This window comes from Variovorax sp. YR566 (assembly GCF_051992195.1).
GTDB lineage: Bacteria > Pseudomonadota > Gammaproteobacteria > Burkholderiales > Burkholderiaceae_C > Variovorax.
Map to the genome: position 1 here is coordinate 3,268,987 of NZ_CP197092.1, position 23,661 is coordinate 3,292,647.

Annotated in this window: 25 protein-coding genes; 22 read left to right on the forward strand and 3 right to left on the reverse strand. The window is 67.3% G+C overall.

Going from position 1 to position 23,661, the window contains the following annotated elements; translation table 11 throughout:
* Nucleotides 1–23 precede the first annotated feature (23 nt).
* From ACTG4X_RS15180 to ACTG4X_RS15195, 4 genes are read left to right on the forward strand one after another with little or no spacing between them, the layout of a single operon-like run.
* Nucleotides 24–1,256 carry an amino acid ABC transporter substrate-binding protein gene (locus ACTG4X_RS15180; protein WP_093052069.1) on the forward strand — a complete coding sequence of 411 codons (1,233 nt, stop codon included), beginning with the start codon at nucleotides 24–26 and terminating at the stop codon, nucleotides 1,254–1,256.
* A complete protein-coding gene (locus tag ACTG4X_RS15185; RefSeq protein WP_440534193.1) occupies nucleotides 1,256–2,116 on the forward strand; it encodes a branched-chain amino acid ABC transporter permease in 861 nt (286 codons plus the stop codon). The genes ACTG4X_RS15180 and ACTG4X_RS15185 overlap by 1 nt, the downstream gene beginning before the upstream one ends.
* The gene (locus ACTG4X_RS15190; RefSeq protein ID WP_440534194.1) at nucleotides 2,113–3,924 is read left to right on the forward strand and encodes a branched-chain amino acid ABC transporter ATP-binding protein/permease; all 1,812 of its coding nucleotides are present in this window, start codon (nucleotides 2,113–2,115) and stop codon (nucleotides 3,922–3,924) included. Before ACTG4X_RS15185 ends, ACTG4X_RS15190 begins: the two co-directional genes overlap by 4 nt.
* Nucleotides 3,917–4,714 (forward strand): ABC transporter ATP-binding protein, encoded by a 798-nt coding sequence (locus tag ACTG4X_RS15195; protein ID WP_307614558.1) that lies wholly within the window; start codon nucleotides 3,917–3,919, stop codon nucleotides 4,712–4,714. Before ACTG4X_RS15190 ends, ACTG4X_RS15195 begins: the two co-directional genes overlap by 8 nt.
* On the opposite strand, the gene ACTG4X_RS15200 is transcribed toward ACTG4X_RS15195, so the two are convergent.
* Together ACTG4X_RS15200 and ACTG4X_RS15205 are read right to left on the reverse strand one after the other, a co-directional pair.
* Nucleotides 4,644–4,946 carry a hypothetical protein gene (locus ACTG4X_RS15200; protein WP_093052060.1) on the reverse strand — a complete coding sequence of 101 codons (303 nt, stop codon included), beginning with the start codon at nucleotides 4,944–4,946 and terminating at the stop codon, nucleotides 4,644–4,646. The two genes, ACTG4X_RS15195 and ACTG4X_RS15200, sit on opposite strands and share 71 nt — an antisense overlap.
* A 79-nt stretch (nucleotides 4,947–5,025) precedes the next feature.
* Entirely contained in the window at nucleotides 5,026–6,468 is a 1,443-nt protein-coding gene (locus ACTG4X_RS15205; protein WP_440534195.1) for an amidase family protein, read from the reverse strand.
* Nucleotides 6,469–6,605: 137 nt separating this feature from the next.
* Here ACTG4X_RS15205 and ACTG4X_RS15210 point away from each other — a divergent pair, with 137 nt between their 5' ends.
* From ACTG4X_RS15210 to ACTG4X_RS15270, 13 genes are all read left to right on the forward strand, one after another.
* On the forward strand, nucleotides 6,606–7,613 hold the full coding sequence (locus ACTG4X_RS15210; protein WP_093052056.1) for an ABC transporter substrate-binding protein: 1,008 nt from the start codon (nucleotides 6,606–6,608) through the stop codon (nucleotides 7,611–7,613).
* A 17-nt stretch (nucleotides 7,614–7,630) separates the two neighbouring features.
* Entirely contained in the window at nucleotides 7,631–8,482 is an 852-nt protein-coding gene (locus tag ACTG4X_RS15215) for an ABC transporter ATP-binding protein (RefSeq protein ID WP_093078147.1), read from the forward strand.
* A complete protein-coding gene (locus tag ACTG4X_RS15220; protein ID WP_307614560.1) occupies nucleotides 8,479–9,237 on the forward strand; it encodes an ABC transporter permease in 759 nt (252 codons plus the stop codon). Before ACTG4X_RS15215 ends, ACTG4X_RS15220 begins: the two co-directional genes overlap by 4 nt.
* The gene (locus ACTG4X_RS15225) at nucleotides 9,216–9,974 is read left to right on the forward strand and encodes an ABC transporter permease (protein WP_440534196.1); all 759 of its coding nucleotides are present in this window, start codon (nucleotides 9,216–9,218) and stop codon (nucleotides 9,972–9,974) included. The genes ACTG4X_RS15220 and ACTG4X_RS15225 overlap by 22 nt, the downstream gene beginning before the upstream one ends.
* Nucleotides 9,974–10,744, forward strand: a complete 771-nt coding sequence (locus ACTG4X_RS15230; RefSeq protein ID WP_307614562.1) for a class II aldolase/adducin family protein — start codon at nucleotides 9,974–9,976, stop codon at nucleotides 10,742–10,744. The genes ACTG4X_RS15225 and ACTG4X_RS15230 overlap by 1 nt, the downstream gene beginning before the upstream one ends.
* 43 nt (nucleotides 10,745–10,787) lie before the next feature.
* On the forward strand, nucleotides 10,788–11,627 hold the full coding sequence (locus tag ACTG4X_RS15235; protein ID WP_440534197.1) for a TauD/TfdA dioxygenase family protein: 840 nt from the start codon (nucleotides 10,788–10,790) through the stop codon (nucleotides 11,625–11,627).
* Between the two features lie 77 nt (nucleotides 11,628–11,704).
* A complete protein-coding gene (locus ACTG4X_RS15240) occupies nucleotides 11,705–12,442 on the forward strand; it encodes a GntR family transcriptional regulator (RefSeq protein WP_258349797.1) in 738 nt (245 codons plus the stop codon).
* A 61-nt stretch (nucleotides 12,443–12,503) separates the two neighbouring features.
* Nucleotides 12,504–13,337, forward strand: coding sequence for an SDR family oxidoreductase (locus tag ACTG4X_RS15245; RefSeq protein ID WP_258349796.1), 834 nt, complete (start codon nucleotides 12,504–12,506; stop codon nucleotides 13,335–13,337).
* A complete protein-coding gene (locus tag ACTG4X_RS15250) occupies nucleotides 13,334–14,509 on the forward strand; it encodes a pyridoxal phosphate-dependent aminotransferase (protein ID WP_440534198.1) in 1,176 nt (391 codons plus the stop codon). Before ACTG4X_RS15245 ends, ACTG4X_RS15250 begins: the two co-directional genes overlap by 4 nt.
* 25 nt (nucleotides 14,510–14,534) lie before the next feature.
* On the forward strand, nucleotides 14,535–15,416 hold the full coding sequence (locus ACTG4X_RS15255) for an alpha/beta fold hydrolase (RefSeq protein ID WP_440534199.1): 882 nt from the start codon (nucleotides 14,535–14,537) through the stop codon (nucleotides 15,414–15,416).
* On the forward strand, nucleotides 15,416–16,696 hold the full coding sequence (locus ACTG4X_RS15260; RefSeq protein WP_440534200.1) for a Zn-dependent hydrolase: 1,281 nt from the start codon (nucleotides 15,416–15,418) through the stop codon (nucleotides 16,694–16,696). Before ACTG4X_RS15255 ends, ACTG4X_RS15260 begins: the two co-directional genes overlap by 1 nt.
* Nucleotides 16,693–17,640 carry a cupin domain-containing protein gene (locus ACTG4X_RS15265; RefSeq protein WP_440534201.1) on the forward strand — a complete coding sequence of 316 codons (948 nt, stop codon included), beginning with the start codon at nucleotides 16,693–16,695 and terminating at the stop codon, nucleotides 17,638–17,640. The genes ACTG4X_RS15260 and ACTG4X_RS15265 overlap by 4 nt, the downstream gene beginning before the upstream one ends.
* 94 nt (nucleotides 17,641–17,734) lie before the next feature.
* Nucleotides 17,735–18,004, forward strand: a complete 270-nt coding sequence (locus ACTG4X_RS15270) for a hypothetical protein (RefSeq protein WP_440534202.1) — start codon at nucleotides 17,735–17,737, stop codon at nucleotides 18,002–18,004.
* Between the two features lie 508 nt (nucleotides 18,005–18,512).
* Here the strand turns inward: ACTG4X_RS15270 and ACTG4X_RS15275 are convergent.
* The gene (locus ACTG4X_RS15275) at nucleotides 18,513–19,208 is read right to left on the reverse strand and encodes a hypothetical protein (protein WP_440534203.1); all 696 of its coding nucleotides are present in this window, start codon (nucleotides 19,206–19,208) and stop codon (nucleotides 18,513–18,515) included.
* A 59-nt stretch (nucleotides 19,209–19,267) separates the two neighbouring features.
* Here ACTG4X_RS15275 and ACTG4X_RS15280 point away from each other — a divergent pair, with 59 nt between their 5' ends.
* From ACTG4X_RS15280 to ACTG4X_RS15300, 5 genes are all read left to right on the forward strand, one after another.
* Nucleotides 19,268–19,549, forward strand: coding sequence for a hypothetical protein (locus tag ACTG4X_RS15280; RefSeq protein WP_093176717.1), 282 nt, complete (start codon nucleotides 19,268–19,270; stop codon nucleotides 19,547–19,549).
* A 249-nt stretch (nucleotides 19,550–19,798) separates the two neighbouring features.
* Entirely contained in the window at nucleotides 19,799–20,143 is a 345-nt protein-coding gene (locus ACTG4X_RS15285) for a hypothetical protein (protein WP_371127553.1), read from the forward strand.
* A 106-nt stretch (nucleotides 20,144–20,249) separates the two neighbouring features.
* Nucleotides 20,250–21,785 carry a diguanylate cyclase gene (locus ACTG4X_RS15290; RefSeq protein ID WP_440534204.1) on the forward strand — a complete coding sequence of 512 codons (1,536 nt, stop codon included), beginning with the start codon at nucleotides 20,250–20,252 and terminating at the stop codon, nucleotides 21,783–21,785.
* 141 nt (nucleotides 21,786–21,926) lie between these two features.
* A complete protein-coding gene (locus ACTG4X_RS15295; protein WP_440534205.1) occupies nucleotides 21,927–23,000 on the forward strand; it encodes a putative FMN-dependent luciferase-like monooxygenase in 1,074 nt (357 codons plus the stop codon).
* 10 nt (nucleotides 23,001–23,010) lie between these two features.
* Nucleotides 23,011–23,661 carry a CMD domain protein gene (locus ACTG4X_RS15300; RefSeq protein ID WP_440534206.1) on the forward strand — a complete coding sequence of 217 codons (651 nt, stop codon included), beginning with the start codon at nucleotides 23,011–23,013 and terminating at the stop codon, nucleotides 23,659–23,661.

Sequence of the window (23,661 nt, forward strand, 5' to 3'; positions counted from 1 at the left end):
CAAAACAATTACGGAGACAAAAAATGAGCATCGATCGTCGTTCCTTCGTCGCGGCCGCCAGCGCTTTCGGTGCCCTCGGCACTGGCGCGCTGTTCAGCGGCACCGCCGCCGCACAGCAGCCTTCGGGCAAGCCCATCCGCGTGGGCGGCACGCTGGCGCTCACCGGGCCGCTCTCGGCCACGGGGCTCGTGCACAAGCTCACGGGCGAGATCTACGTGGAGTCGCTCAACCAGCGCGGCGGCCTGCTCGGCCGGCCGGTGGAGTGGGTGCTGAAGGACGACCAGTCCAAGCCCGACCTCGCGCGCACGCTGTACGAGCAGCTTGTGACGGCCGACAAGGTCGACCTGCTCATCGGCCCGTATGCCACGGGCGCAATTCTTTCGGCCATGGGCGTGGCCCAGCGCTACAACAAGACGCTGGTGCACCACACCTTCGGCATTCCGAGCCTGGCCAAGTACGACCAGCAGTTTCCGGCGTGGTCGCTCGGCCCCGACCCCGAGAAGACGATGCCCGCCATGGTCATGGATGCGCTGGCCACCTCGCCCAAGCCGCCGAAGACCATCGCCATCGTCACAAGCAAGTTCCCCTCGGTGCACTTCGTGGCGCTGGGCGCGCGCGAGGTGGCCAAGCAGCGCGGCCTGAAGGAAGTGCTGTTCCTCGAATGGGACTTCGGCAACCGCGACTTCGGCCCCATCGCAGGCCGGCTGAAGGAGGCCAACCCCGACTTCATCTGGAACGGCGCCATCGGCCTCGAGGGCAATCAGCTGCTCGATGCGATGAAGAAGATCGACTACGCGCCGCTGCATCACTTCTATCACGTGCCTGCGCCCGCGCCGATGCTCAAGGCGCCCGAGGCCAACGGCGCATTGGCCACCACCATCTTCGAAGACCATCCGCCGTTTACCGACAACCCGACGGCCGCCGAGTTCGTGAAGGTCTACCGCGAGCGCGCGGCCAAGGCCGGCATGCCCGACACGGCGGTGGAGACACAAGCGGCCGCGTCGTTCTCGGCTTGGCAGATCATCGAGGCCGCCGTGGTCGCCACCAAGGGCATCGACGACAAGGCCATGGCCACCTGGCTGCGCGCCAACAAGGTCGACACCATCCAGGGCAAGCTGCGCTTCAACGAGCGCGGCAACTTCGGCGACGACCTGGGCAAGGTGAAGCAGGTGCAGAACGGCAAGTGGGTAGTGGTGTGGCCGAAGGAGTGGGCCGCCCCCGGCGCGAAGCTGCAGACGCGCGGGGTGACCAGCTGATGAGCTTCCCCAGTGCCACGCTGCTGGCCCAGTCGATCCTGGCGGGCCTGTTCACCGGGGCGCTCTACGGCCTGCTGGGGCTCGGCCTCAGCCTGTCGTGGGGGATGCTGCGGCAGATCAACCTCGCGCACTTCGCGCTCGCCTTTCTCGGCGCTTACCTCACGTACGAACTGTCGAGCCACCATGGCGTCGATCCGCTGCTCACGCTGGTGGTGATCGTGCCGCTGTTCTTCGTGCTGGGCGTGGCATTGCACTGGGTGCTGACGCGCTTTCGGGTGAGCCCCTTCAACTCGCTGCTTGTGACCTTCGGCATCACAGTGATCATCGAGGCGCTCTTGCAGTGGACCTGGACGGCCGACTACCGCAAGCTCGAATCGAGCTACGCGGAGCACAAGCTGCAGATCGGCCCGCTCTACCTGCCGGTGCCCGAGCTCATCACGCTGGCGCTGGGCGTGGGCATCTCGCTTGCGGTGTGGTTCGCGCTGCGCCGCACCGACCTGGGCAAGGCGATGCGCGCTGCCTCCGAAGACGCGCCCATCGCCGCGGCCTTTGGCGTGAACCAGAACGCGCTGGCGCTGATGCTCTCGGGCCTCAACGCGGCGCTGGCCGGCGTGGCGGGTGTGTGCATTGCGCTGGCGTACACGCTGTCGCCCTCGCAGATCTACGCGTGGATCGGCGTGGTGTTCGCGGCCGTGATGCTGGGTGGGCTCGGGCGCCCGCTCGGGCCGCTGATCGCGGGTTGCATCATCGGCGTGACCGAGGCCGTCACCATGACCGTCACCGCGCCATCGTGGGCGCCGCTGGTGTCGTTCTCGCTGCTGATGTTCGTGCTGCTGGTGCGGCCGGGGAGGGTGGCATGAAGCGCTCGTTCCTGCTGATTCTTGCGGCCGGCGCGGGGCTTGCCGTGGTGCCGTGGCTCGGGCTGCCGGCGTTCTACGAATCGATCCTGTACCTGGCGCTGCACTGGGTCGCGCTCGCCACCTCGTGGAACCTGCTGTCGGGCTACTCGGGGTATTTCTCGTTCGGGCACGGTGCGTTCTTCGGCATCGGCATGTACACCACGGCCACGCTGGCAACGCGCTTCGACATTCCGTTTCTCTGGACGCTGCCGGCCGCCGCCGTGGTGGCCGCGCTGTTCGGCACGCTGCTGGGCGCCGTGGCTTTCCGCGTGCAGGCGGTGCGCGCCGAGCTGTTCTCGTTGCTGACGCTGGCTGCCACCTTCGTGGTGGCGACCATCATCCTCAACACGCCCATCGATGGCGGACCCGGCGTGTACATGAGCGCGGTGGCGGTGCCGCAGATCGGGCCGACAGCTTCCGGCACTTTCTACCTGCTGGCCTTGGGCGTAGCAGTGCTGACGGTGCTGGCGTCGCTGGCCGTGTACCACTCGCGCTTCGGCACCGGGCTGTTCGCCATTCATGACGACGAAGACGTGGCCGAGGTGATGGGCGTGCCGACGTACCGCTTCAAGCTCGGCGCCTTCGCGCTCTCGTGCGGGCTGGCGGGCGTGGTGGGCGGCGTGCATGCGCTCTTCGTGTCGTACGTGACCACGGGCGATACCTTCACCATCGCGATGCCGCTCACGGTGGTGCTGATGTCGGTGCTCGGCGGCACGCGCCACTGGGCCGGGCCGATCGTCGGCGCGACGGCGATCACGCTGCTGCTGTATGCCTTCACGGGCGGCGACAGCGCGATCATCGGCAAGGGCCTGACGGGGCTGGTGCTGATCGTGGTGATCCTCTTCATGCCCGAAGGCCTGCTGGGGCAGGCGCTGAAGTGGTGGAACGCTCGGCGCGGTGCGCCCGCGGCCTCGTCCGCGCCGGTCCATGTGGCCGTGGCTGATGAAGCGAAGAAGCCTGCCGGCATCACCGGCGAAGTGCTGCTGCGTGCCGAGGGCGTGCGCAAGTCCTTCAAGGGCGTGCACGCGCTGCGCGGCGTGAGCCTCGAAGTGCGGCGCGGCGAGATCCTCGGCCTGCTCGGGCCCAACGGCTCTGGCAAGTCGACCTTCATCAATGTCGCGAGCGGCCACTATGCGGTGACCGCCGGGGTCATCGAGTTCGAGGGGCGACGCATCTCGGGCGTGCCGGCGCACCGCATCGCGCAGGGCGGCATTGCGCGCACGTACCAGATCCCACGTCCCTTCGCGCACCTGACGGTGCTGGAGAACGTGGCGCTGCCGGCGATGTTCGGCGCAGCCGCGCTCGACCGCAGGACGGCCGAGGCCGAAGCCTGGCAATGGCTGGCCTTCACTGGCCTGACCGAGCGCGCGCACGCCTTGCCGGCGGAACTGAACCTGCACCAGCGCAAGTTCCTGGAGTTCGCGCGCGCACTGGCCTCGCGGCCGCAGGTGCTGATGCTCGACGAGGTGCTGTCGGGCCTCACACCGTCAGAAATCGACGAGGCCGTGGCGCTCATCCGCCGCATCCGCGACCAGGGCGCGACCATCGTCTTCGTCGAGCACGTGATGCGCGCGGTGATGGCGCTGTGCGACCGCATCGTGGTCTTCAACCGCGGCGAGGTGCTGGCCGAAGGCGCGCCGCATGACGTGATGCAGCGGCCCGAAGTGGTGTCGGCCTACCTGGGCCAGGCCATGGAGCCGGAGGCGCCCGCCGCGCCAGCCGCCGCGTCGTCCGTGGCGGGTGTCGAAAGGGAACTGGCCCATGCTTGAACTCGAATCCATCCGCGTCGCCTACGGGCAGGCCACCGCGCTGTGGGATGTGTCGCTGTCCATCGGCAAGGGCGAACTGCTGTGCATCGTCGGGCCGAACAGCGCGGGCAAGAGCACGCTCATCAATGCGGTGGCGGGGCTGCACCGCATCAGCGCCGGGCGCATGCGTTTCGAGGGGCAGGACATCTCGCGCCTGGCGCCGCATCGCTTCTGCGCCCAGGGCATCGCGCTGGTGCCGGAGGGGCGGCGCCTCTTCACCGAGATGACGGTGCGCGAGAACCTGGAGCTCGGCAGCTACCTGCGCGCGGCGCGGCTCGAACGCGCTCGCTCGATGGAGCATGTCTGCACGCTGTTCCCGGCGCTGACCGAAAAGCTGGAGCAGCCGGCCGGTTCGCTATCGGGCGGCCAGCAGCAGATGGTGGCCATCGGCCGCGCGCTCATGGCGCGCCCCAAGCTGCTGCTGCTCGACGAGCCCTCGCTGGGGCTGGCGCCGAGCATCGTGCTCGACATGTTCACCGCCATCCGGCGCATCCATGCCGACGGCATCGCGGTGCTGCTGGTGGAGCAGAACGTGGGCATGGCGCTCGACGTGGCCGAGCGCGCCGCGGTGCTGGAAGAAGGGCGCATCGTCGCGCTGGGCCGGCCGGAAGAACTGATGGCGCGGCCGGAGCTGCGGCGCGCCTACCTGGGGCTGGATGCCGATGCCGCAGAGGGTGACGCTATGCCGGGTGCGACGGCCCATGGTGCCCGGGCCGCCGCAGCGCCAGCCACCACAGCAGCGCGGCATTGATCGCCCAGCTGCCGGCCAGCATCATCAGCGCCGTGTTCGCGACGCCGGGCGAGAGGTCGAGCGTCAGCAGGCTCAGCGACCACGGCAACCCGCCCGCGATGGCGACCAGCATGCCGGCCTCGCTGTCGGGCACGACAGCACAGGCCAGGATGCAGACGGCGCCGGTGATCGTGTAGATCAGTGCGGCGGCGCGCCATCCGGGGCGTTGGGGCGGTCGTGAATTTGCGGGCATGCCTTGAGCATCGCCGATCCCGCATCAAGCCGTGAAGGCCTGTTACGCGAAGGGGCGTAGTGTTTTGGCGACGCCGCGTTCAGTTGCTTGCCAACTTCTGCACGCTTGGGGCGATTGGTGCTTCAGGCAGCGCGGCTTCGATGCCGAGCGCCAGTGCCAGCAGCGCCGTGTCGGTGCCTTGCGCGCCTGTCAATTCCAGCCCGGCAGGCAGGCCGTTGGAGGCGAGGCCCATCGGCAGGCTCACCGCCGGCAAGCCCGCCATGCCGGCCGGGCCGGTGTTGCGGATGTAGGCCGAAAAAGCCGAGGTGGGGCGGCCGCACAGCGTTACTTCCACGTCTTCTCCGATGCGCGCGGCGGTCAGCGGGCTGGTCGGGAAGACGAGGGCGGCCAGGTCGTGCCGCGCGAAGCAATCGCGGTACGCCGCCTGCATGCGCGGGCGCAGGGTGTGCAGCGCGTGGGCGTAGGCCTCGGGCGTGATGGCCGTCGCGCCGAAGAGGCGCTCGAACAGCGGGCGCACGTCGGGGCTGACCACCGCGTCGGTGAGCGCACGCGCGTCGAAGGGGCGGTCGTGCCGCGCAAAGTAGGCGGCCAGTGCGGGCAGGATCTCGTGCAGCGAGATCGTCATCGATCCTTCCTCGAACAGTGCGCCGGCTTCGGCCAGGTCGCAAGGCACCAGCACGGCGCCGGCTGTGCGCAGCAGCTCGAGGCGCTCGCGGGCCAGCTCGGCCACGGGCGGATCGACCTCTTCCCAGAAGTAGGCCTCGGGCACGCCAAGGCGCACGCCTGTGAGCGGTGTCGGGGCAATCTGCAGCGGCCCGCCAGCCACCGCGTGGTCGACCAGCACGCAATCGCCCACGCAGCGCGCCATGACGCCGGCGGTGTCGAAGGTTGGCGATATCGGCACCAGCCCCTCGTCCGGCCAGCGGTGCACCGTCGGCCTGAAGCCCGCCAGCCCGCACAGCGCGGCCGGCACGCGCACCGAGCCGCCCGTGTCGGTGCCGATGGCCAGCGGCGCGGCGCGCAGACCCAGCAGCGCAGCGTTGCCGCCGCTGGAGCCGCCCGTGACGCGTGCAGCGTCGAACGGATTGCGCGACGGCCCGAAGCCGTGGTTGTTGCCGGTAACGCCCTGCGACCACTCATGCAGATTCGTCTTGCCGAGCACCAGCGCGCCTGCGTCGATCAACCGCTGCGTCACGCCGGCGTGCATGCGCGGCCGGTGGTCCGCCATCCACGGGCTGCCGGCCGTGGTCGGCATGCCGGCGACGTCGATGTTGTCCTTGAAGGCCAACGGCACGCCATATAGAGGCAGCGTTCCCGGCACGGGGCGCGGCGCTGCATCGAGCGCGGCGGCGGCTGCGCGAAGCGCCGCGGGGTCCTGGTGGAGCAGGGCGCCGAAGGGTGCGATTGCGCCGGCGCGTTCCAGCAGCGCCTGCGCGTAGTCGGTGGCGCGCAGTTCGCCGCGCGCCATCTGCCCGGCGGCCTCGCGGGCGGAAAGATCGGTCAGCGCATGGATTCGGTTCATGAAGGCTCGAAGTGGGGCGGAAGCTGCACTCCGGTGCATGTTTCGGGCCAATTCGCGCTTCTGGCGCCAGAAAACAGGCTGAAATTGCATGGCATGGATACTGCTTAAAGAGTTTTTTGTATCCATGAGGCCATCCAATGTCTTTCAAGTCCTTGCGTATCCTGGCCGCCGTCGCAACGTCGATGGCTCTTCTGGCGGGCATGCCCGCGTCTGCCGCCGAGAAGGTCTCGCTGCGCCTCAAGTGGCTGGCGCAGGCGCAGTTCGCCGGCTTCTACGTAGCCAAGGCCAAGGGCTTCTATGACCAGGGCGGCCTCGACCTGACGATCAACCCGGGCGGCCCCAACCTCAACGTCGAGACGCTGGTCGCCTCGGGCAACGACACCTTCGGCCTGGCCGGCGGCACCGAGACCGTGCTGCTCGCCCGCGAGAAAGGCCTGCCGCTGGTCTGCATCGGCGTGACCGTGCAGAACACGCCCTTCACATACGTGACCTACAAGGACTCCGGCATCACCAAGGTGAAGGACTTCGCAGGCAAGAAGGTCGCGACCTGGTTCACCGGCACGCAGTACACGCTGTACTCGATGCTCGCCTCGGCCGGCGTAAAGCAGAGCGACCTCACCATCGTTCCCCAGTCGGGCTCCATGGCGCCCTTCGTCGAGAAGCAGTTCGACGTGGCCGCGGCCACCTACTACAACGAGCTCAACACGCTGAAGGAGCAGGGCCTGGGCGACAAGCTCACGCTCATCAAGCCCGACGACTACGGCGTGGTCGTGCAGCAGGACACCGTGCTCGTGTCGGAGAAGTACCGCAACGAGAAGCCGCAGCAGGTGCAGGCCTTCCTGACCGCCACCATCAAGGGCTGGAAGTACGCGCTGCAGAACAAGAAGGAAGCCATCGACATCGTCATGGCCGCCGCCCCCAGCCTGAACCGCGCGCACCAGGAAGCCATGCTCGATGAATTCGAGAAGCTCGTGAAGGCTGGCAAGGGCACCACCGACGGCATCCTCGCCATCGACCTGCCCACGGTGGAGAAGATGCAGGCACAGCTCGTCGGCTACAAGGCGCTGAAGGCGCCGGCCGATCTGTCGAAGGCCTACGACGCCAGCTTCTGGACGCAGGTGCCCGCGGCCGACAAGAAGTTCTGAGCCGCATCGCCGCAGCCATGAAATTCATGCCTCACGAAGTGATGCCGCCCGCCGTGAGCGACACGGCGCCGCCCATGCTCGAGCTGGTCAACGTATGGAAGCGCTTCGGCGAAGCGCAGGCCAGGACCGTCGCGGTGTCGGGCGTCAACCTGCGGATCGCGAAGAGCGAGTTCGTCACGCTCGTGGGCCCCTCGGGTTGCGGCAAGTCGACCCTCTTCAACATGATCGCGGGCCTGCTGCCGCCTGACGACGACGGCTCGCTGCTGTTCGGCGGCGCACCGCAGCGCGACGGCCAGCTGCTCGGCAAGGTGTCGTTCATGCCGCAGCGCGACTTGCTGTTTCCATGGCGCACCGTGCTCGACAACGCCATCCTCGCGCTCGAGGTGGAAGGCGTGCCACGCAAGGAAGCGCGCGAACGGGCCCGCGCCATGCTGCCTGAGTTCGGCCTGGCGGGTTTTGCCAACCACTATCCGCACCAGCTCTCGGGCGGCATGCGCCAGCGTGTCGCGCTGATGCGCACCTTCCTGTTCGAGCGCGACCTGATGCTGCTCGACGAACCCTTCGGCGCGCTCGACGCGCTCACGCGCACCCGCATGCAGCACTGGCTGCTGGAGCTCTGGGCCAGGCACCGTCGCACGGTGCTGTTCATCACGCACGACATCGACGAAGCGATCCTGCTCGGCGACAAGGTGCTGGTGATGACGGCGCGCCCCGGCACGGTGAAGAGCGAGACCGTGATCGACCTGCCGCGCCCGCGCGACCCGTCGGTGGTGCTGTCGCCGGAGTTCATCCGCATCAAGCAGCGCCTGCTGGCCGAGATCGAGGAAGAAAGCCAGAAGACCTTCGCACAGGAGGGCACCGCCTCGTGAACGCCCTCTTGCAGCGCGCAGTGCGCTCGCCCGCGCTGGCCTTTGTGGGCCTGGCGCTGGTGTGGGAGATCTGCGTGCACGCCTTCGCGCCGTCGCCGCGCTACCTGCCGGCGCTGAGCGCCATCGCGCAGGACGCGTGGTCAGTGTGGCCGCAGCTTGCGCGTGGCTTCGGCCGCACGCTGCTCGAAACCGTGCTCGGCTTCGCGATGGGCGCGGTGTTCGGCTGCGCCTGCGGCACGGTGTTCACCTATTCGCGCTGGATGGAGCGCTCGGTGTTCCCGCTGTTCGTGGTGTCGCAGACGGTGCCGGTGGTGGCCTTCGGCGCGCTCATCGTCATCTGGTTCGGCAACTCGCTGCTGGCCAAGGTGATGACGGCGTTCTTCCTGACCTTCTTCCCCGTCACGGTGAACACGCTGCGCGGCCTGAAGTCGTGTGACCCGCAGCGCATCGCGCTGATGAAGAGCTTCGGCGCCAACCGCCTGGTGATGTTCTTCAAGCTGGCCGTGCCTTCGGCGCTGCCGCAGATCATGGTCGGGCTGCGCGTGGCCATTGGCCTCAGCCTGATCGGCTCGGTGGTGGGCGAATGGTTCGGCGAAACCGTGGGCCTGGGCGTGATGCTCATGGAGGCGATGAACGCCGACCTCGTGGTGCGCCTGTGGGTGGTGATGTTTGCCTGCGGGCTGATGGGTGCGCTGCTCTACGGGCTGCTCACCTTCGTGGAAAGGAGGCTCGTATGGTGGCGCAGCGAAAGCTGATGGAGTCGCCCGTCGTGCCGGTGGTGCTGGGCATCGTCGTGCTGCTCGCGGTGTGGGAGGGCGCGATATTGCTCTTCAAGATTCCGCCGTTCGTGCTGCCGAGCCTGGGCACGATCGTGCAGCATGCGTTCACCGACACGGGGCGCTTGATGAGCGCATTGCTGGCCACGCTGGGCGAGGCGCTCGGCGGCTATGCACTGGGCAGCGTGCTCGGGCTGTTGCTGGCAGTTGTGTTGCTGCTGGCGCCGCCGCTGGAGCGTATCGTGATGCCGCTGGCGGTGGCGGTGAACGCCGTGCCAACCGTGGCCTATGCGCCGCTGTTCCTGATCTGGTTCGGCCTCGGCGCCGCTTCGAAGATCGCGCTGGTGGCGCTGGCTGTCGGCTTCACCATGCTGGTGAACGCGCTGCACGGCTTGAAGCAGGCCGACGTCGCTGCCGTGAACCTGATGCGCAGCTTCGGGGCAGGGCAGTTGAAGATCGTGTGGCGCCTGCGCCTGCCGGTGGCAATGCCCTCGGTGGTCACCGCGCTGCGCATCGGCGTGCCGCGCAGCATGATCGTCGCGATCGTCGGCGAGATGCTGGGCGCCTATGCGGGGCTCGGGCGAATGATCTATGAATCGACGCAGCAGGTCGACCTGCTGAGCGTGTGGTCGGCGGTGCTCGTTGCATCGATCGCGAGCATGGTCTTCTACGGCCTGCTCGTGTGGATCGACCAGAAACTGGTGTGGTGGCGCTGATGGCAAAGACGAATCCCGCGGCATACCCCGACACCGAAGCCGGGCTGCGCGTGCAGCTCGCCGCCTGCTACCGGCTGGTGGCGCACTTCGGCATGGACGACCTGATCTACAACCACATCTCGGCACGCGTGCCGGGGCCGGAACATCACTTCCTCATCAACCCTTACGGGCTGCTGTTCTCCGAGGTGACGGCTTCGTCGCTGGTGAAGATCGACCTCGACGGCAACAAGGTGGACGACACGGACGCCGAGGTCAACCAGGCCGGCTTTGTGATCCACAGCGCGATCCATGCAGGGCGCCCCGATGCGCTGTGCGTGCTGCACACCCACTCCGAGGCCGGCACCGCCATTGCCGCCATGCCCAACGGCCTGGCGCCGCTGAGCCAGTTCGCGATGCGCTACCAGGGCCATACCGCCTTCCACGACTACGAAGGCGTGGCGCTGGAAACCGGCGAGCGCGAGCGGCTGGTGCGCGACCTGGGCCCGCACCACACGCTGGTGCTGCGCAACCACGGGATCCTGACGGTGGGCCGCACGATTCCCGAGGCCTTCATCCTCATGTACTACTTCGAGAAGGCGGCCAAGGTGCAGCTGCTCGCACAGGGCGGTGTGGCCCCCGGCGAATCGCTGGTGTACCCGCAGCCCGAAGTGAGCGATCTGGCCGCGCGCCAGTTCACCGAATTCGCCGGCGACATCCTGCCGCCCGGCACGCGCGAATGGCCTGCGTTCCTGCGCATGCTGGAGCGCACCCAACCCGACTACCGGCTTTGAGCGCCGGCACTTTCCTCTTCATTCCCAGAGACACATTTCGACCATGCAACTAGAGAACCTCACCTCTTTCATCGGCACCGAAGTCAAAAACATCGACCTGCGCGAGCCCGTGAGCGACGCCGACTTCGCGGTGCTGCGCGACACGCTCAACCAGCGCTCGGTGCTGCTGTTTCGCGGCCAGAGCATCAACGAATCGCAGCACGTGGCTTTCTCGCGCCGTTTCGGCCCGCTGCTGGGCCACGTGCTCACGCAGTTCCTGAAGAAGGAGCACCCCGAGGTCTACGTGCTGTCGAACGTGTCGGAAAACGGCAAGCCGATCGGCAACCACAAGGAGGGCTGGAACTGGCACTCCGACCTCTCGTACAAGGCCGAACCCTCGATGGGCGCGCTGCTCTACGCGCTCGAAGTGCCGCCGGTGGAAGGCGACACCTTCTTCGCCTCGATGCACGCCGCCTACGAAGCGCTTGACGACGACACGAAGGCGCGCATCCGCCACATGACGGCCACGCACAGCTACGCCAACTACTACGGCAAGGCTTTTGCCGACCGCAACCCGCTCACGCCCGAGCAACTGGCGGCCACGCCCGACGTGGTGCATCCGCTGGTGCGCACGCATCCCGAAACCGGCCGCCTCTCGCTGTACGTGGGCGAAGACGTGGTCAAGCACATCGACGGCCTGCCGGCGGAGGAGAGCACCGCGCTGCTGGCCGAGCTGAACGCGCACGCCATCTCGCCGGAGTTCAGCTACCGCCACAAGTGGCTCGCGGGCGACCTGCTGGTGTGGGACAACCGCTGCACCATGCACCGCGCCACGCCGTACGACGACAACGTGTACCGCCGCGTGATGCATCGCACCACCGTGGCTGGCGACCGCCCCTTCTGACACTTTTCCCACCTGCCAGGCAGGCCCCGCGTTTGAAGAAAACCGACAAAGACAAGCACAACAAGGAAGGCAAGAACATGGAACCGAACGAACCCGAGATGGCAGCAGAACCTCCGGCGCTGCGCGGACGCGAGCGCCAGCGCGGCAAGGGCGCCACGCTGTCCGACGAACTGAAGGACACGCTCGAAGACCTGATCGTCAGCGGTGTCATGAAGCCCGGCGCGCGGCTCGACGAAGCCGAGCTGGCCGAACGCTTCAAGGTGTCGCGCACGCCGGTGCGCGAGGCGCTCAAGGCGCTGGCCGCCACCGGCCTCGTCGACCTGCGCAGCCGCCAGGGGGGCGTGTGCGTGGCGCGCATCTCGCTGCCCATGCTCATCGAGATGTTCCAGATGATGGCGGTGATGGAAGGCCTGTGCGCCAAGTTCGCCGCGCGCCGTGCCACCGAGGTGCAGAAGCAGCGCATGAGCCAGCTGCACGACGAGCTGACGAGCATCCTTGCCTCGGGCGACCACTCGCGCTTCTACGACGTGAACCAGGACTTCCACGACGCGCTCTACGAAGCCTCCAACACGCATTACCTCGCCGAGCAGACGCGCGCGCTGCGCAAGCGCGTGCGCGTGTACCGCCGCTACGTGACCTTCCAGCCCGGCCGCATGACCGCCACCATCGGCGAGCACGGCGCCATCCTCGACGCCATCCGGCGCAACGACCCGGGGGCAGCGTTCAACGCCGCCATCGACCACGTGAGCCTGCTCGAGGACGACATCGTCGACCTGATCGCCGCGCTGTCCGAGCAGGACAACGGGGCTGCCTGAGCCCCTTCTTTCAACGCACTCAACGCCACCCTTTTTCGATCGCATCCCAGGACATCACTCCATGAAACTCGAACTCGAAGGCAAGACCGTACTCATCACCGGCGCCTCCAAGGGCATCGGCCTTGCGGCCGCCCATTCGTTCGCGGCCGAAGGCTGCCACCTGCAACTGGCCGCACGCGACGGCGCCGCCCTGGCGGCCGCCAAGGAAGAGATCGAGAAGATCTACCCGATCAACGTGCGCATCCACCCGATGGACCTGGCCGCGCCCGGCGCGATGGCGCAGCTGGCCGAAGCGGCCGGGCACGTCGACATCCTCGTGAACAACGCGGGCGACATTCCGGCCGGCCCCATCGAGTCGCTCGACTTCGCCGTGGTGCGCCGGGGCTTCCAGCTCAAGGTGCTGGGCTACATGGAGCTCAGCCAGATCTACTACGCGCGCATGAAGGCCGCGGGCGGCGGCGTGATCGTGAACGACATCGGCAACTCCGGCGAGAACTGGGACGCCAACTACATCGCCGGCTCCACCGGCAACGCCGCAGTGATGGCCTTCACGCGCGCCCTGGGCGGCGTGAGCCTGGACGACGGCATCCGCGTGGTGGGCGTGAACCCCGGCCCCGTGGCGACCGATCGCATGGTCAAGCTCATGAAGCGCCGCGCCTTCGACACCCATGGCGACGAAGGCCGCTGGGAAGAGCTGTTCGACAACTACCCCGGCGGCCGCCCGGCCACGCCGGAAGAAGTGGCCGAGCTGATGGTGTTCCTGGCTTCGCCGCGTGCGGGCTACATCACCGGCACGGTGGTGACCATCGACGGCGGCATCGCGGCGCGCGGCTCGATCATCAAGACCAGCAAGAAGGTGGTCGAGGCCGAACAGGCCCGGAGGCTCGCGGCATGAACGCGGCGCTGAACCCCGCCGCTGCAGTGCCGGCCGTGACGAGCGACGCCGAAACCCGCAACCAGTATTTCGACCGGCTGTTCACCAACCCAGACCTGATGTGGCTGGGCCAGAACACCAATCACTTTCCGCTGCACCCTGCCGTGCGAAAGGCGCTGCACGACGCCATCGACGACGAGAGCTTTCACGCCTATGCGCCGCCGCTGGGCATGGAAGCGCTGCGCTCGGCCATCGTGGAAGACCTGGGCGTGCCGGACCAGTCGGCCGTGGTGACCGACGGCGCGGTGTCTGCGCTGGCGCTGGCCTGCCGTGCTTTCTGCGTGGCGGGCAAGGGCTTCGTGACCACCGACCCGGGCTGGAAATGGCCGCTGCAGTTCGCCGCCAAGGCCGGCTCGGCGATCACCGAGATTCCGATCTACGGGCCGGAGTACGGCTTCAAGCTGTCGGCCGAGGCGCTGGCCGCGTCGACCGACGGGAACACGGCCGTCATCTATCTCGTGGACCCGAACAACCCGCTGGGCACCACCTACACCGAAGACGAAATCCGCGCCTTCGCAGACCGTGCGCGCGAGATCGGCGCCATCCTCATTCACGACTGCACCTACCGCGACTTTGCCGACAGCCACACGCTGGCTTCGCGCTTCTACCCGGAAGGCACCGTGACCATCGTGAGCTTTTCGAAATGGCTCGGCCTCGCGGGCCTGCGCCTCGGGGCACTGGTGGCCTCGCCCGAACTGCTCGCGCGCATCCTGCCGCATTCGCAGGCGCCGCTGGGCGCGAGCGTGCTGGCGCAGCGCGCAGCCATCGCGGGCCTGGGCGTCAAGGACGAATGGATGGCCGAAGTGATCGCGCAGCAGCGCGAGAACCAGCAAATGATCGTCGACGCCTTCGCCAAGCTGCCGGGCTTCGAGGTGCCGGTGTTCCCGTCGCAGGCCAACTTCATCGTGGTCGAGTGCAGCAAGGCGGGCGTGACGCCCGAGGCGCTGGTCACCGCGCTGGGCGAGCACGACATCATGGTGCGGCAGGGCACGTATCACACGCCGCGCTTCGGACATCGCTTCGTGAAGATCTCCACCACCGTACCGAAGGCCTGGGCGCAGGCGCTGTGCGACGTGCTGCCGCAGGCGGTCGAGCGTGCGCGCAGCCTGCCGGCCACGGCAGCGCTGTTCTGAGCGTCCTGAAGAAGAAAGGCCGACGATGAGTTTTGCCATCACCCCCGACGGCGTTCGCCTCTACTACGAGACCGCCGGCAGCGGCACGCCCATCGTGTTCGTGCACGAGTTCGGCGGCGACCACCGCAGCTGGGAGCCGCAGATGCGCTACTTCGCGCGGCGCCACCAGTGCGTGACTTTCGGTGCGCGCGGCTATCCGCCGTCGGACGTGCCGGCCGACATGGAGCGCTATTCGCAAGCCACCGCGGCCGACGACATCGCCGCCGTGATGGACGCGCTGGAACTGGAGCGCGCGCACATCGTGGGCCTGTCGATGGGCGGCTTCGCTACGCTGCACTTCGGCCTTCGCCATGCGAAGCGGGCCTCGTCGCTGGTGATTGCCGGCGCGGGCTACGGCGCGGAGAAAGAGCACGAGGAATATTTCCGCGGCGTCTCGCTCGAAGTGGCCAAGCAGTTCGAAGCGCAGGGCTCCGAGAAATTCGCCCGCACCTATTCGCTGGGCGCGAGCCGCGTGCAGTTCCAGAACAAGGACCCGCGCGGCTGGCAGGAATTCGCGACCTGGCTCGGCGAGCACGATGCCGTCGGCGCGGCCAACACCATGCGCGGCGTGCAGGCACGGCGCCCGTCGATCTACGACCTGGAGAGCGATCTGCGCGTGATGAACGTGCCCTCGCTCGTGGTGGTCGGCGACGAGGACGACCACTGCCTGCAGCCCGGCATCTTCCTGAAGAAGACCGTACCGGCCTGCGGTTTGGCCGTGATGCCCAAGACCGGCCACACGCTCAACCTGGAAGAGCCAGCCGCGTTCAACGCCTTGCTGGCCGAGTTCTTCGCGCAGGTCGAGGCCGGCCAGTGGAAGCCGCGTGATCCGCGTGCGCTCCCCAGCCAGATCATGAAGACCGACTGATGACCGCCGAAACCGCCACCGAAGAAGTCGCCGGAGAGCAAGGCATCTGGCGCATCGATGCCGACCGGCTCTGGGACCGGCTCATGACGCTCGCCTGCATCGGCGCCACGCCTGGCGGCGGCGTAGACCGGCAGGCGCTGAGCGCGGAAGAGATCGCGTCGTGGCGCACGATGATCGACTGGGCCCTGTCGGCAGGGCTGGAGCCTTCGACCGATGCGGCCGGCAATCTCTTCATCGCGCTGCCGGGCGCCGACCGTGATGCACCGCCCGTGCTTGCGGGCAGCCATCTCGACAGCCAGCCCGGCGGCGGCCGCTTCGACGGCGTGTACGGCGTGGTGGCTGCGCTGGAGGTGCTGACCACGCTGGCCGGGCGTGGCGTGCGTCCGCCGGTGGACATCGTCTGCGTGGCGTGGATGAATGAAGAGGGCTCGCGCTTCGCGCCCGGCATGATGGGCTCGGAGGCCTTTGCCGGCGTGCGCAGCCTCGAGGCCGTGCGTGCGGTGCGCGATGCCAGCGGCATCTCTGTCGCCGATGCGCTCGATGCCTTGCACGCTGCGTTCCCGTCGCTGCGGCGGCGGTCGCTGGGCTTTCCGATGGCGGCTTATGTAGAGGCGCACATCGAGCAGGGGCCGATACTGGAAGCGCAGGAGTGCGTGATCGGTGTCGTCACCGGCATCCAGGGCAAGAAGACATTCGATGTCGTGATCGAGGGTGAGCGTGGTCACGCCGGCACGCTCGCGATGGTCGAGCGGCGCGATGCGCTCGCAGCCTTCACGCGCATCGCGACGGCGCTCTATGCCGAGATCGGCGGCCACGACGACGCGGTGAAATTCACCATCGGCCGGCTGCAGGTCGAGCCGAACGCGCCCTCGGTGGTGCCCGAGCGGGTGACGCTGCGCATCGACCTGCGGCATCCCGACAACGCGGTGCTCGAACATCTGGGTCAGCGATTGGCCGCGCTGTGCGATTCGCTTGCCGCGCCGTGCCAGGCGAGCGTGACCCCCTTGGTCGATGCGCCGTCCAACGGCTTCGATCCCGCCTTGCAGCAGGCGATTGCGCAAGCCGCCGAGCGCATCGGACAGCCGCACATGCCGATTCTTTCGGCTGCCGGCCACGACGCGCGCCACATGGCGCCGCTGTGCCCGAGCGCGATGATCTTCATTCCCTGCCGCGACGGCGTGAGCCATGCGGAACACGAGTGGGCGGAGCCGGCGCACGTGGCGGCTGGCGCGAACGTGCTGCTGCGTGTGCTGATGCCCTACGTGGGAGCCGGAGCATGACTGCCGCAGACATCGCCACCGTCGTCGACATGGCCGATCTGCCGATGCAGCATCCGCGCGCGCCGGCCAGCGTCGCGCAGGCCAGGGCGCGCTTCTTCAATTCCGGCAACGCCTTCAACGTGAAGCTGCCAGAGGTGCCCGCGCGGCTCTTCTCGCCGCCGCCGGAAGGACGCTATGGCATGTTCGATTGCGACCAGTCGCGGGCGCTGGGCTGTGGCTTCCCGGCCACCACGCCGCTGATGCTCGCGCGCTACGTGCGCATTGCCGCCCGCGATGCGCTGCTGCCGCTGGACGTGTGCGCCACCGGGTCGGTCTGGTACGTGATTTCCGGCAGCGGCAGCCTGACAGGCGCGGTCGACAGGTTGACCTTCGGCAAGGGCGACGTGTTCCTGCTGCCCGGCGCGCCGGGCTACCGGCTCGAAGCGGGCGCCGAGGACGTGCTGCTGTGGACTGTCGGCAACGAGCCGCAGCTGGCTTTTGAACGCGCGCAGCCGGCGCCCGTGGCCAAGGCGACCATCGACGCCGTGCACTATTCGGCCGCGGATATCGAGCGCCAGTTCGCGCTGATTTTTTCGAGCGGCACGAGCGAGGAGACCTCGGGCCGCGCGCTGATCTTCTCGTCCGACCGGCAGGCCGCCGCACGCAACCTCACGCCCACGCTGACATTGAGCTTCAACACGCTCGAGCCGAACACGCACCAGCGCACGCACCGCCACAACTCCGCCGCCATCACGCTGGTTGTGCAGGGCGAGGGCTGCCATTCGGTGGTGGGCGATGCGGTGTGCCCGTGGGCGCCGTGGTCCACGCTGGTCACGCCACCCGGTGCGCCGCATTCGCACCACAACGCAGGCCCGCGCGGCGCGCTCTTCCTCATCGTGCAGGACGGCGGGCTGCACTACCACGCGCGGACGATGGGCTTCGAGTTTCTGGAGGCCGCCGGCTGACCGGTGAGCGGTGGCCGGCGGAGAAGGCAACGTAGAAGCCGAACGTTCACACCCGCTTCTTCGGATTGTCATTTGGGCGCGCCACCATGCGCGGATGGCTGGTCAACTTATCTCCATCGCCCTGACAGTGGATCAACACGACGAGGGCGACTATTTCTGGGTGCTGCTGGAATCCTTCGACAACTCGATGGAGTTCGAACCGCTGATGGAGGCGGCCAAGGGCTTTCATACCTACGCCGAGGCGTTGCAGGCGGGCTACACCGTGCTGCGCGGCCTGTCGGAAGACCTGAACGTCGGCCCGCGCGAAGAGGTCGACGAATCGTTGTTCGCTGAAGAAGACGACGCTGTCGGCGAGCTCGACTAGCGGCGCATCCCCCCAATCTTTCGCTGTCGGCGCGCAGAAGTTGGTCGCGCCGAAATTTGCGCCCGCCTGCGCGCCTATACCGATTGACGGAACCCACAAACATGGGTGGTGTTAGCCAATTGGCGGATGTCCAATGGCTGTCAGCAAGCGTAGGCTCTGACCGACACGTATCCCCGTGGCCATGCGCAGACAGTGCATCACTGCATGTCGCAGGTGTCGCGGCCGGTGGGTGTGTCCTGTCAAGACAGCCGCCGATGCGAGCCACAAGAAAGTCGGGGAATCAAATGGTCGAGTATTTCCGGGTAGGACTGCCCTACATCCGTGTGCGTTTCAAAGTGCCCGCGCGACGCGGAAGCCGTGTCGAGCTCAACGGCAGATTCGGTGTCATCACCGGTGCCAGCGGGGAACATGTCCTCGTCAAGTTCGACGGCGAGTTCGCCGCGGCAATTGTTCATCCTGTTGACCTCAACTATGTGGAGGCAGGGGAGGCAACTGAGCCGGTGAAGCTTCAGCCGTCGGTGCCGGGGGGCGCGGCCAGGCCTTGCGCCGAGTAGGGCGTCGATACGACAACGCTGGCGTCCGAGGCCAACTGCACGGCGTATTGGTCTGCGAACTCTTCGGTCTGGCGGGCGTTCGCGCCGCTCCAGTGCCTCGTGTACCAGTCGACATGGTGGCCGACCTCGTGGCAGAACAGGTGCTCGATGTAGAAGCGCCTGAGATCGGCTTGTGAAAAGTCGACGTGCCAGCGGCCTTGGTCACTGACAACCTTGGCGCCGTAGCGCACATAGGGCGCTACATGCTGGGGCTTCGGCTTTTTGCGGCCGACGTACAAGCGTCCATCCACCCGCCAGGGATAGAGAACGATGACGCGCACGCCGCTACCGTAGATGAACTGTGCCAGCGGCGCGTTGGGCCCGGTCATGCGCACCGGCCTGCGGCGAAGCCAGATATGCGTGACGCCCTTGCCATGGTCGACTGGGAGCGCACGCAACGCCGCCGCACATTCCTCCACCGACACGGGAAAGAAGAACTCGCGCGACGGGTTGTCCTGAATGAGCAGAGGCAACGCCTGGCCTGGGGCTGGCCGTTGAAGCGAGTGGGCACGGGCAAAGATGTTGTCCGTGAGCCGGCGATGCATGCGCCCGCCATAGATGTCGCCGAAGGTTCGGCTCTTCTTCCACGGGGTCGCTGAACGGTTCTTCATGAGGACGTGGTGCCGGGCGGGGCTATGCTCGGCGGCAGTTTTTGATGCGGCCAAATGATATGAAGAAAACCAACCCACCGAAGAAGACCAGCAGCTACGACATCAAGAAGCAATGGCACTGGGGCCGCGCCATGCGCGAACTGCGCATCGCCGATTTCCTGAAAGACGGGCGGGTGCTGGTGCCGGGCGAATACACCGGTGAAGGGCCGGCCACCGACGACGGCACGGGTGCGCTGCGAACTGTGGGCGGCATCCAGGTCGGGGCTGCCGACTACGCGACGGGAATGATGTGGGTGGGCCGCAAGCTGCGTGAGGGCGACCTGCCTGCGAAGCCCGACTGATCGCCCCTAATTTGGTCGCCGCGGCGGTGCAACCGAACACACGGCAGTCGCTGAATCGACTGCCCAAGCGGCCGCAGACTGGTTAACAATGGCAAAAAACTGTATATTCGTACAGTATTTTGGCCGCAAGCCTTGTTCAGCGCGGTACGCGCTTGGGGGCGATGAACCATGAACCAGTTTGAGCTTTTCTTCCCGCGGGTCGCAGCAACGGCATTGCCCATCGCATTGTCGCAACAAGCGCCGCCGCCATTGCCGCAAGAAGATCGCGAGGAGCCGTTCCAGTTCGAAGACGTCGAGGTCGAGGCGCGTGTCACGTACGCCGTGCGGCTAGCCGACTATCCGCACCCGGCAGCCGATGCCGTGAAGGTCGCCGAGCAGCGCTTCCGGCGCGAGATCGACCGGCAACTGGGCGCCGATGTGGTCGAGGCGCTGCGCGCATTCCAGAACGCGAGCGAATCGAGCGAAAGCGATCTGTCGAAGGCGGAGATCGCGATGGCCAAGCGCTGGGCCAAGGCCTACGACGCGGCGCGCACCGCGGGCTTTCGCGACCTGGGAGACACCGACGAGGCGTTTTTCGACGTGCGACCGATCTGAGCCGCTCTGACGACCGCGCCTGCAGATTGCGCGGAGGGTGACGATTCGGTCGCAGCTGTGTCAAAGTCGGGCAAGGCTTCAGACATCACTGCTTCGAAAGCGCATCGTGTTTCGTCGACCATCCATCACCTTCCGGACGACGGCCTTCGTGGCCGTGGTTTGCCTCGCCCTCGTGGCGCTCGACGGCTTGAACAGCTGGCACTCGCGAAGGGTCCAGCTTCAGCAGATGAGCGTTGCGACGTCGAATCTCGCACGTGCAATGGCACAGCAGGCGGACGACACGATCAAGCAGGCCGACACCGCGTTGGTCGGCATGGTCGAACGCATGGAATACGACGGCACGGGGCCGGCCGCCATCGAACGGCTTCGCAAGGTGCTCGCGATACGGGTGGCCGAGCTCCCGCAGCTCGACGGGCTTCACATCTACGACAAGGATGGAAACTGGGTCGCAAACTCCCGGCAAACACCGCCGCAAAACCTGAACAACGCGAACCGGGAGTACTTTCTTTATCACCGCGAACACGAGGAGCGCGGACCGCACATCGGTGTGCCGGTGAAGAGCCGCGTCAACGGCAAACTGCTCATTCCCGTGTCACGGCGCATCAATCGCGCGGACGGCAGCTTCGGCGGGGTGGCGCTCGCGACGATCGACATCAGCTTCTTCACGAAGTTCTACGACAGCCTCGACATAGGCCAGGCTGGCGCAGTCGCGCTGGTTCTCGAGAGCGGGACGATGATGACTCGCCGGCCGTACAGCACCGACATGGTCGGAAGAAACATGCTGGACACCGGCCTCTACCGTTCGTACGTGACCCAGGGCCCGGTGGGGACGGCCGAAATCCTGTCGGCGCAGGACGGCATCACGCGGCTGAACAGCTTCCGGCGCCTCACCAACTACCCGCTGTTCGTTGCGGCGGCCCTCTCCAAGGACGAGATCCTGGCCGCCTGGTGGCGGGAAACGCTTTGGCATACGGGAGGCGTCATTCTCCTGGCGTTGATCGTCGGTTTCGTGGGATGGCGGCTGGTGAAGCAGATGGAGCTGCGCAGCAAGACCGAGGCCGAGCTGCGGCGCGCACGCGACGCGCTGGAGACGCTCAACAAGACCCTGAACACCCTCGCGATGGAGGACGGCCTTACGGGTTTGGCAAATCGCCGGCAGTTCGACGTGACGCTCGACAACGAGTTCAGCCGGGCCATGCGAGACGCGAGCACCCTGGCGCTCATCCTGATCGACGTCGATTGCTTCAAGCAGTTCAACGACATCTACGGCCATACGGCCGGGGACGAGTGCCTGCAGACGATCGGCCGCACCATCTCGGGCCTCGCATCCCGCCGCCCGGGAGACCTCGCGGCCCGCTACGGCGGGGAAGAACTGGCCGTGCTGTTGCCGAACACCGATGTGGCTGGCGCGGCCGTGCTGGCGGAAAGAATCCGCAGCGCGGTGCGCGACCTGGCAATCGTGCACGCCGGTGCTCCCGACGGCTTCGTGACGCTGAGCGCCGGCGTGGATGCGCTCAGCCCCTCGGTCACCCACGGACCGCCGAAGGAGTTGATTCAGTCCGCTGACAAGGCCCTGTACGCGGCCAAGATGGGAGGCCGGAATCGCGTTTGCACGGCGGAGATACGTCCGACGACGGCGTGAACGGCTTTCCGCGCTCCCGCTGCGAGGACAGGCGGCGATACACGCAAACCGCATAAACAAGCGCGAAATCCGGATTTCCCTGCGGACCGCATCACGGGCAAGACTCGAAGGCTTTCGACAACCCAGCCTTCTTCTCTTCGGATGCCCGGCACTTCTCACTCCCCGCGCCAGCTTCGCCTCGGCTTCTTCAGCCGCCTGCTCGACGACGCGACAGCTGCCGAGCGCTACCGTCTCGCCGCTGCGCAGATCGCCCACGCCGAGGCCTTCGGCTTCGATTCGGCCTGGGTGGCGCAGCATCACTTTCACGAACACGAGGGAGGGCTGCCGTCGCCGTTCGTCTTCCTGGCCTATGTGACCTCGCGCACGAAGCGCATTCGCCTGGGCACGGGCATCGTCACGCTGCCGCTGGAAAACGCCGTGCGCGTGGCGGAGGACGCGGTCGTGCTGGATCTGCTCTCGCAAGGCCGGCTCGAAGTGGGCGTGGGAACCGGCGGCACGCCCGAATCTTTCGCGGCCTTCGGGCTGGATGGCAACGACCGTTCGGCCATCTTCGCGAGACAGCTTGCCGCGGTGCGCGCAGCGTGGGCCGGCAAGCCGCTGCAGGGCGGCGACACGCTGTACCCCGCGGGCTCGTCGCTGCTGGCCCGCATCTGGCAGGCCACGTTCTCGGTGAGCGGCGGCACGCGAGCGGGGGAGGCCGGCGACGGCCTGATGCTCTCGCGCACGCAGCCGCGCCCCGAGCACGCGCTCGACGCATCGCTTGCCGACATCCAGAACCCGATCGTCGATGCCTACCTGGCTGCATTGCCGCCCGGCAGCACGCCGCGCATCGTGGGTTCGCGCAGTGTCTTCGTCGCGGAGACCCGCAAGGAGGCGCTGCGCCTGGCCGACATCGGTCTGCGCCGCTCGGCGGCCCGCTTTGCCGCTTCGGGACAGATCGGCCTCGCTGACCGCGCCGGCCCTGATGCATCGCTCGAACAATTGATCGCCGCGTACGACGTGCACGTTGGATCGCCCGACGACGTGATCGCCTCGCTGCGCGCCGACAGAACGCTCGCACGCGTGACCGACCTGGTCTGCCAGGTGCATTCGGTCGATCCGCCGCACGAGGCGATCCTGCGCTCCATCGAACTGACCGCCACCGTGGTCGCGCCGGCCCTCGGCTGGGCGCGCGATGCGAGCGTGTCGGACCTTCAATCCCTTGCACTTCTCTAGGCTGGATTTCATGAACGCCACCGTTTCTTCTTCTTCTTCTGCGTCTGCTGTGCCTGATGTCATCGACCGGCTCGTCGGCATCGAGCCGGGCAGCCACCTCGACCAGATCCGCGTGCAGCGCGAGCAGGCGCGTACCCATGCGCAGCAGAGTTATCTCTCGCTGTTCGCGCCGACGCCGCCCGTGTTCGGGCATTTCGAAATCGCAGACCGGTTCGCCGTTGCGGCCTTCGTCGCCGGACTGCATGGGCAGGCCGACGTGGCGCGCTTCTATGCCGATGCGCTGGCGGGGCAGGGCGCTCGTGCCGGGGTGGCAGAGGCCATCGCCATCGAAACGAAGCGAGGTTCCACGCAAGGGCCGTACGGGCGCTATCCCGCAGGCCCGCTCAGCGCCGAAGATGCCCCTGGCCCTTCGTATGTGGTGGGCGCCGCGCAGCGCCCGGTGCTTGGCGAGCGGCTTTCGGCCGGCCTCGCGCATGCGCACCTGCTGGTCTTTCATCCACGCGATGCAAGCCCGGTTGCGCTGCAGTCGCTGCTCGATGCGGGGTGGTCGAGCACCGAGATCGTGACCCTGTCGCAGCTCGTGGCCTTCCTGGCATTCCAGATCCGTGTCGTCACCGGCCTCAGGGCGCTGGCGCAACGCCCCGTCACCCTTGTCGATTGA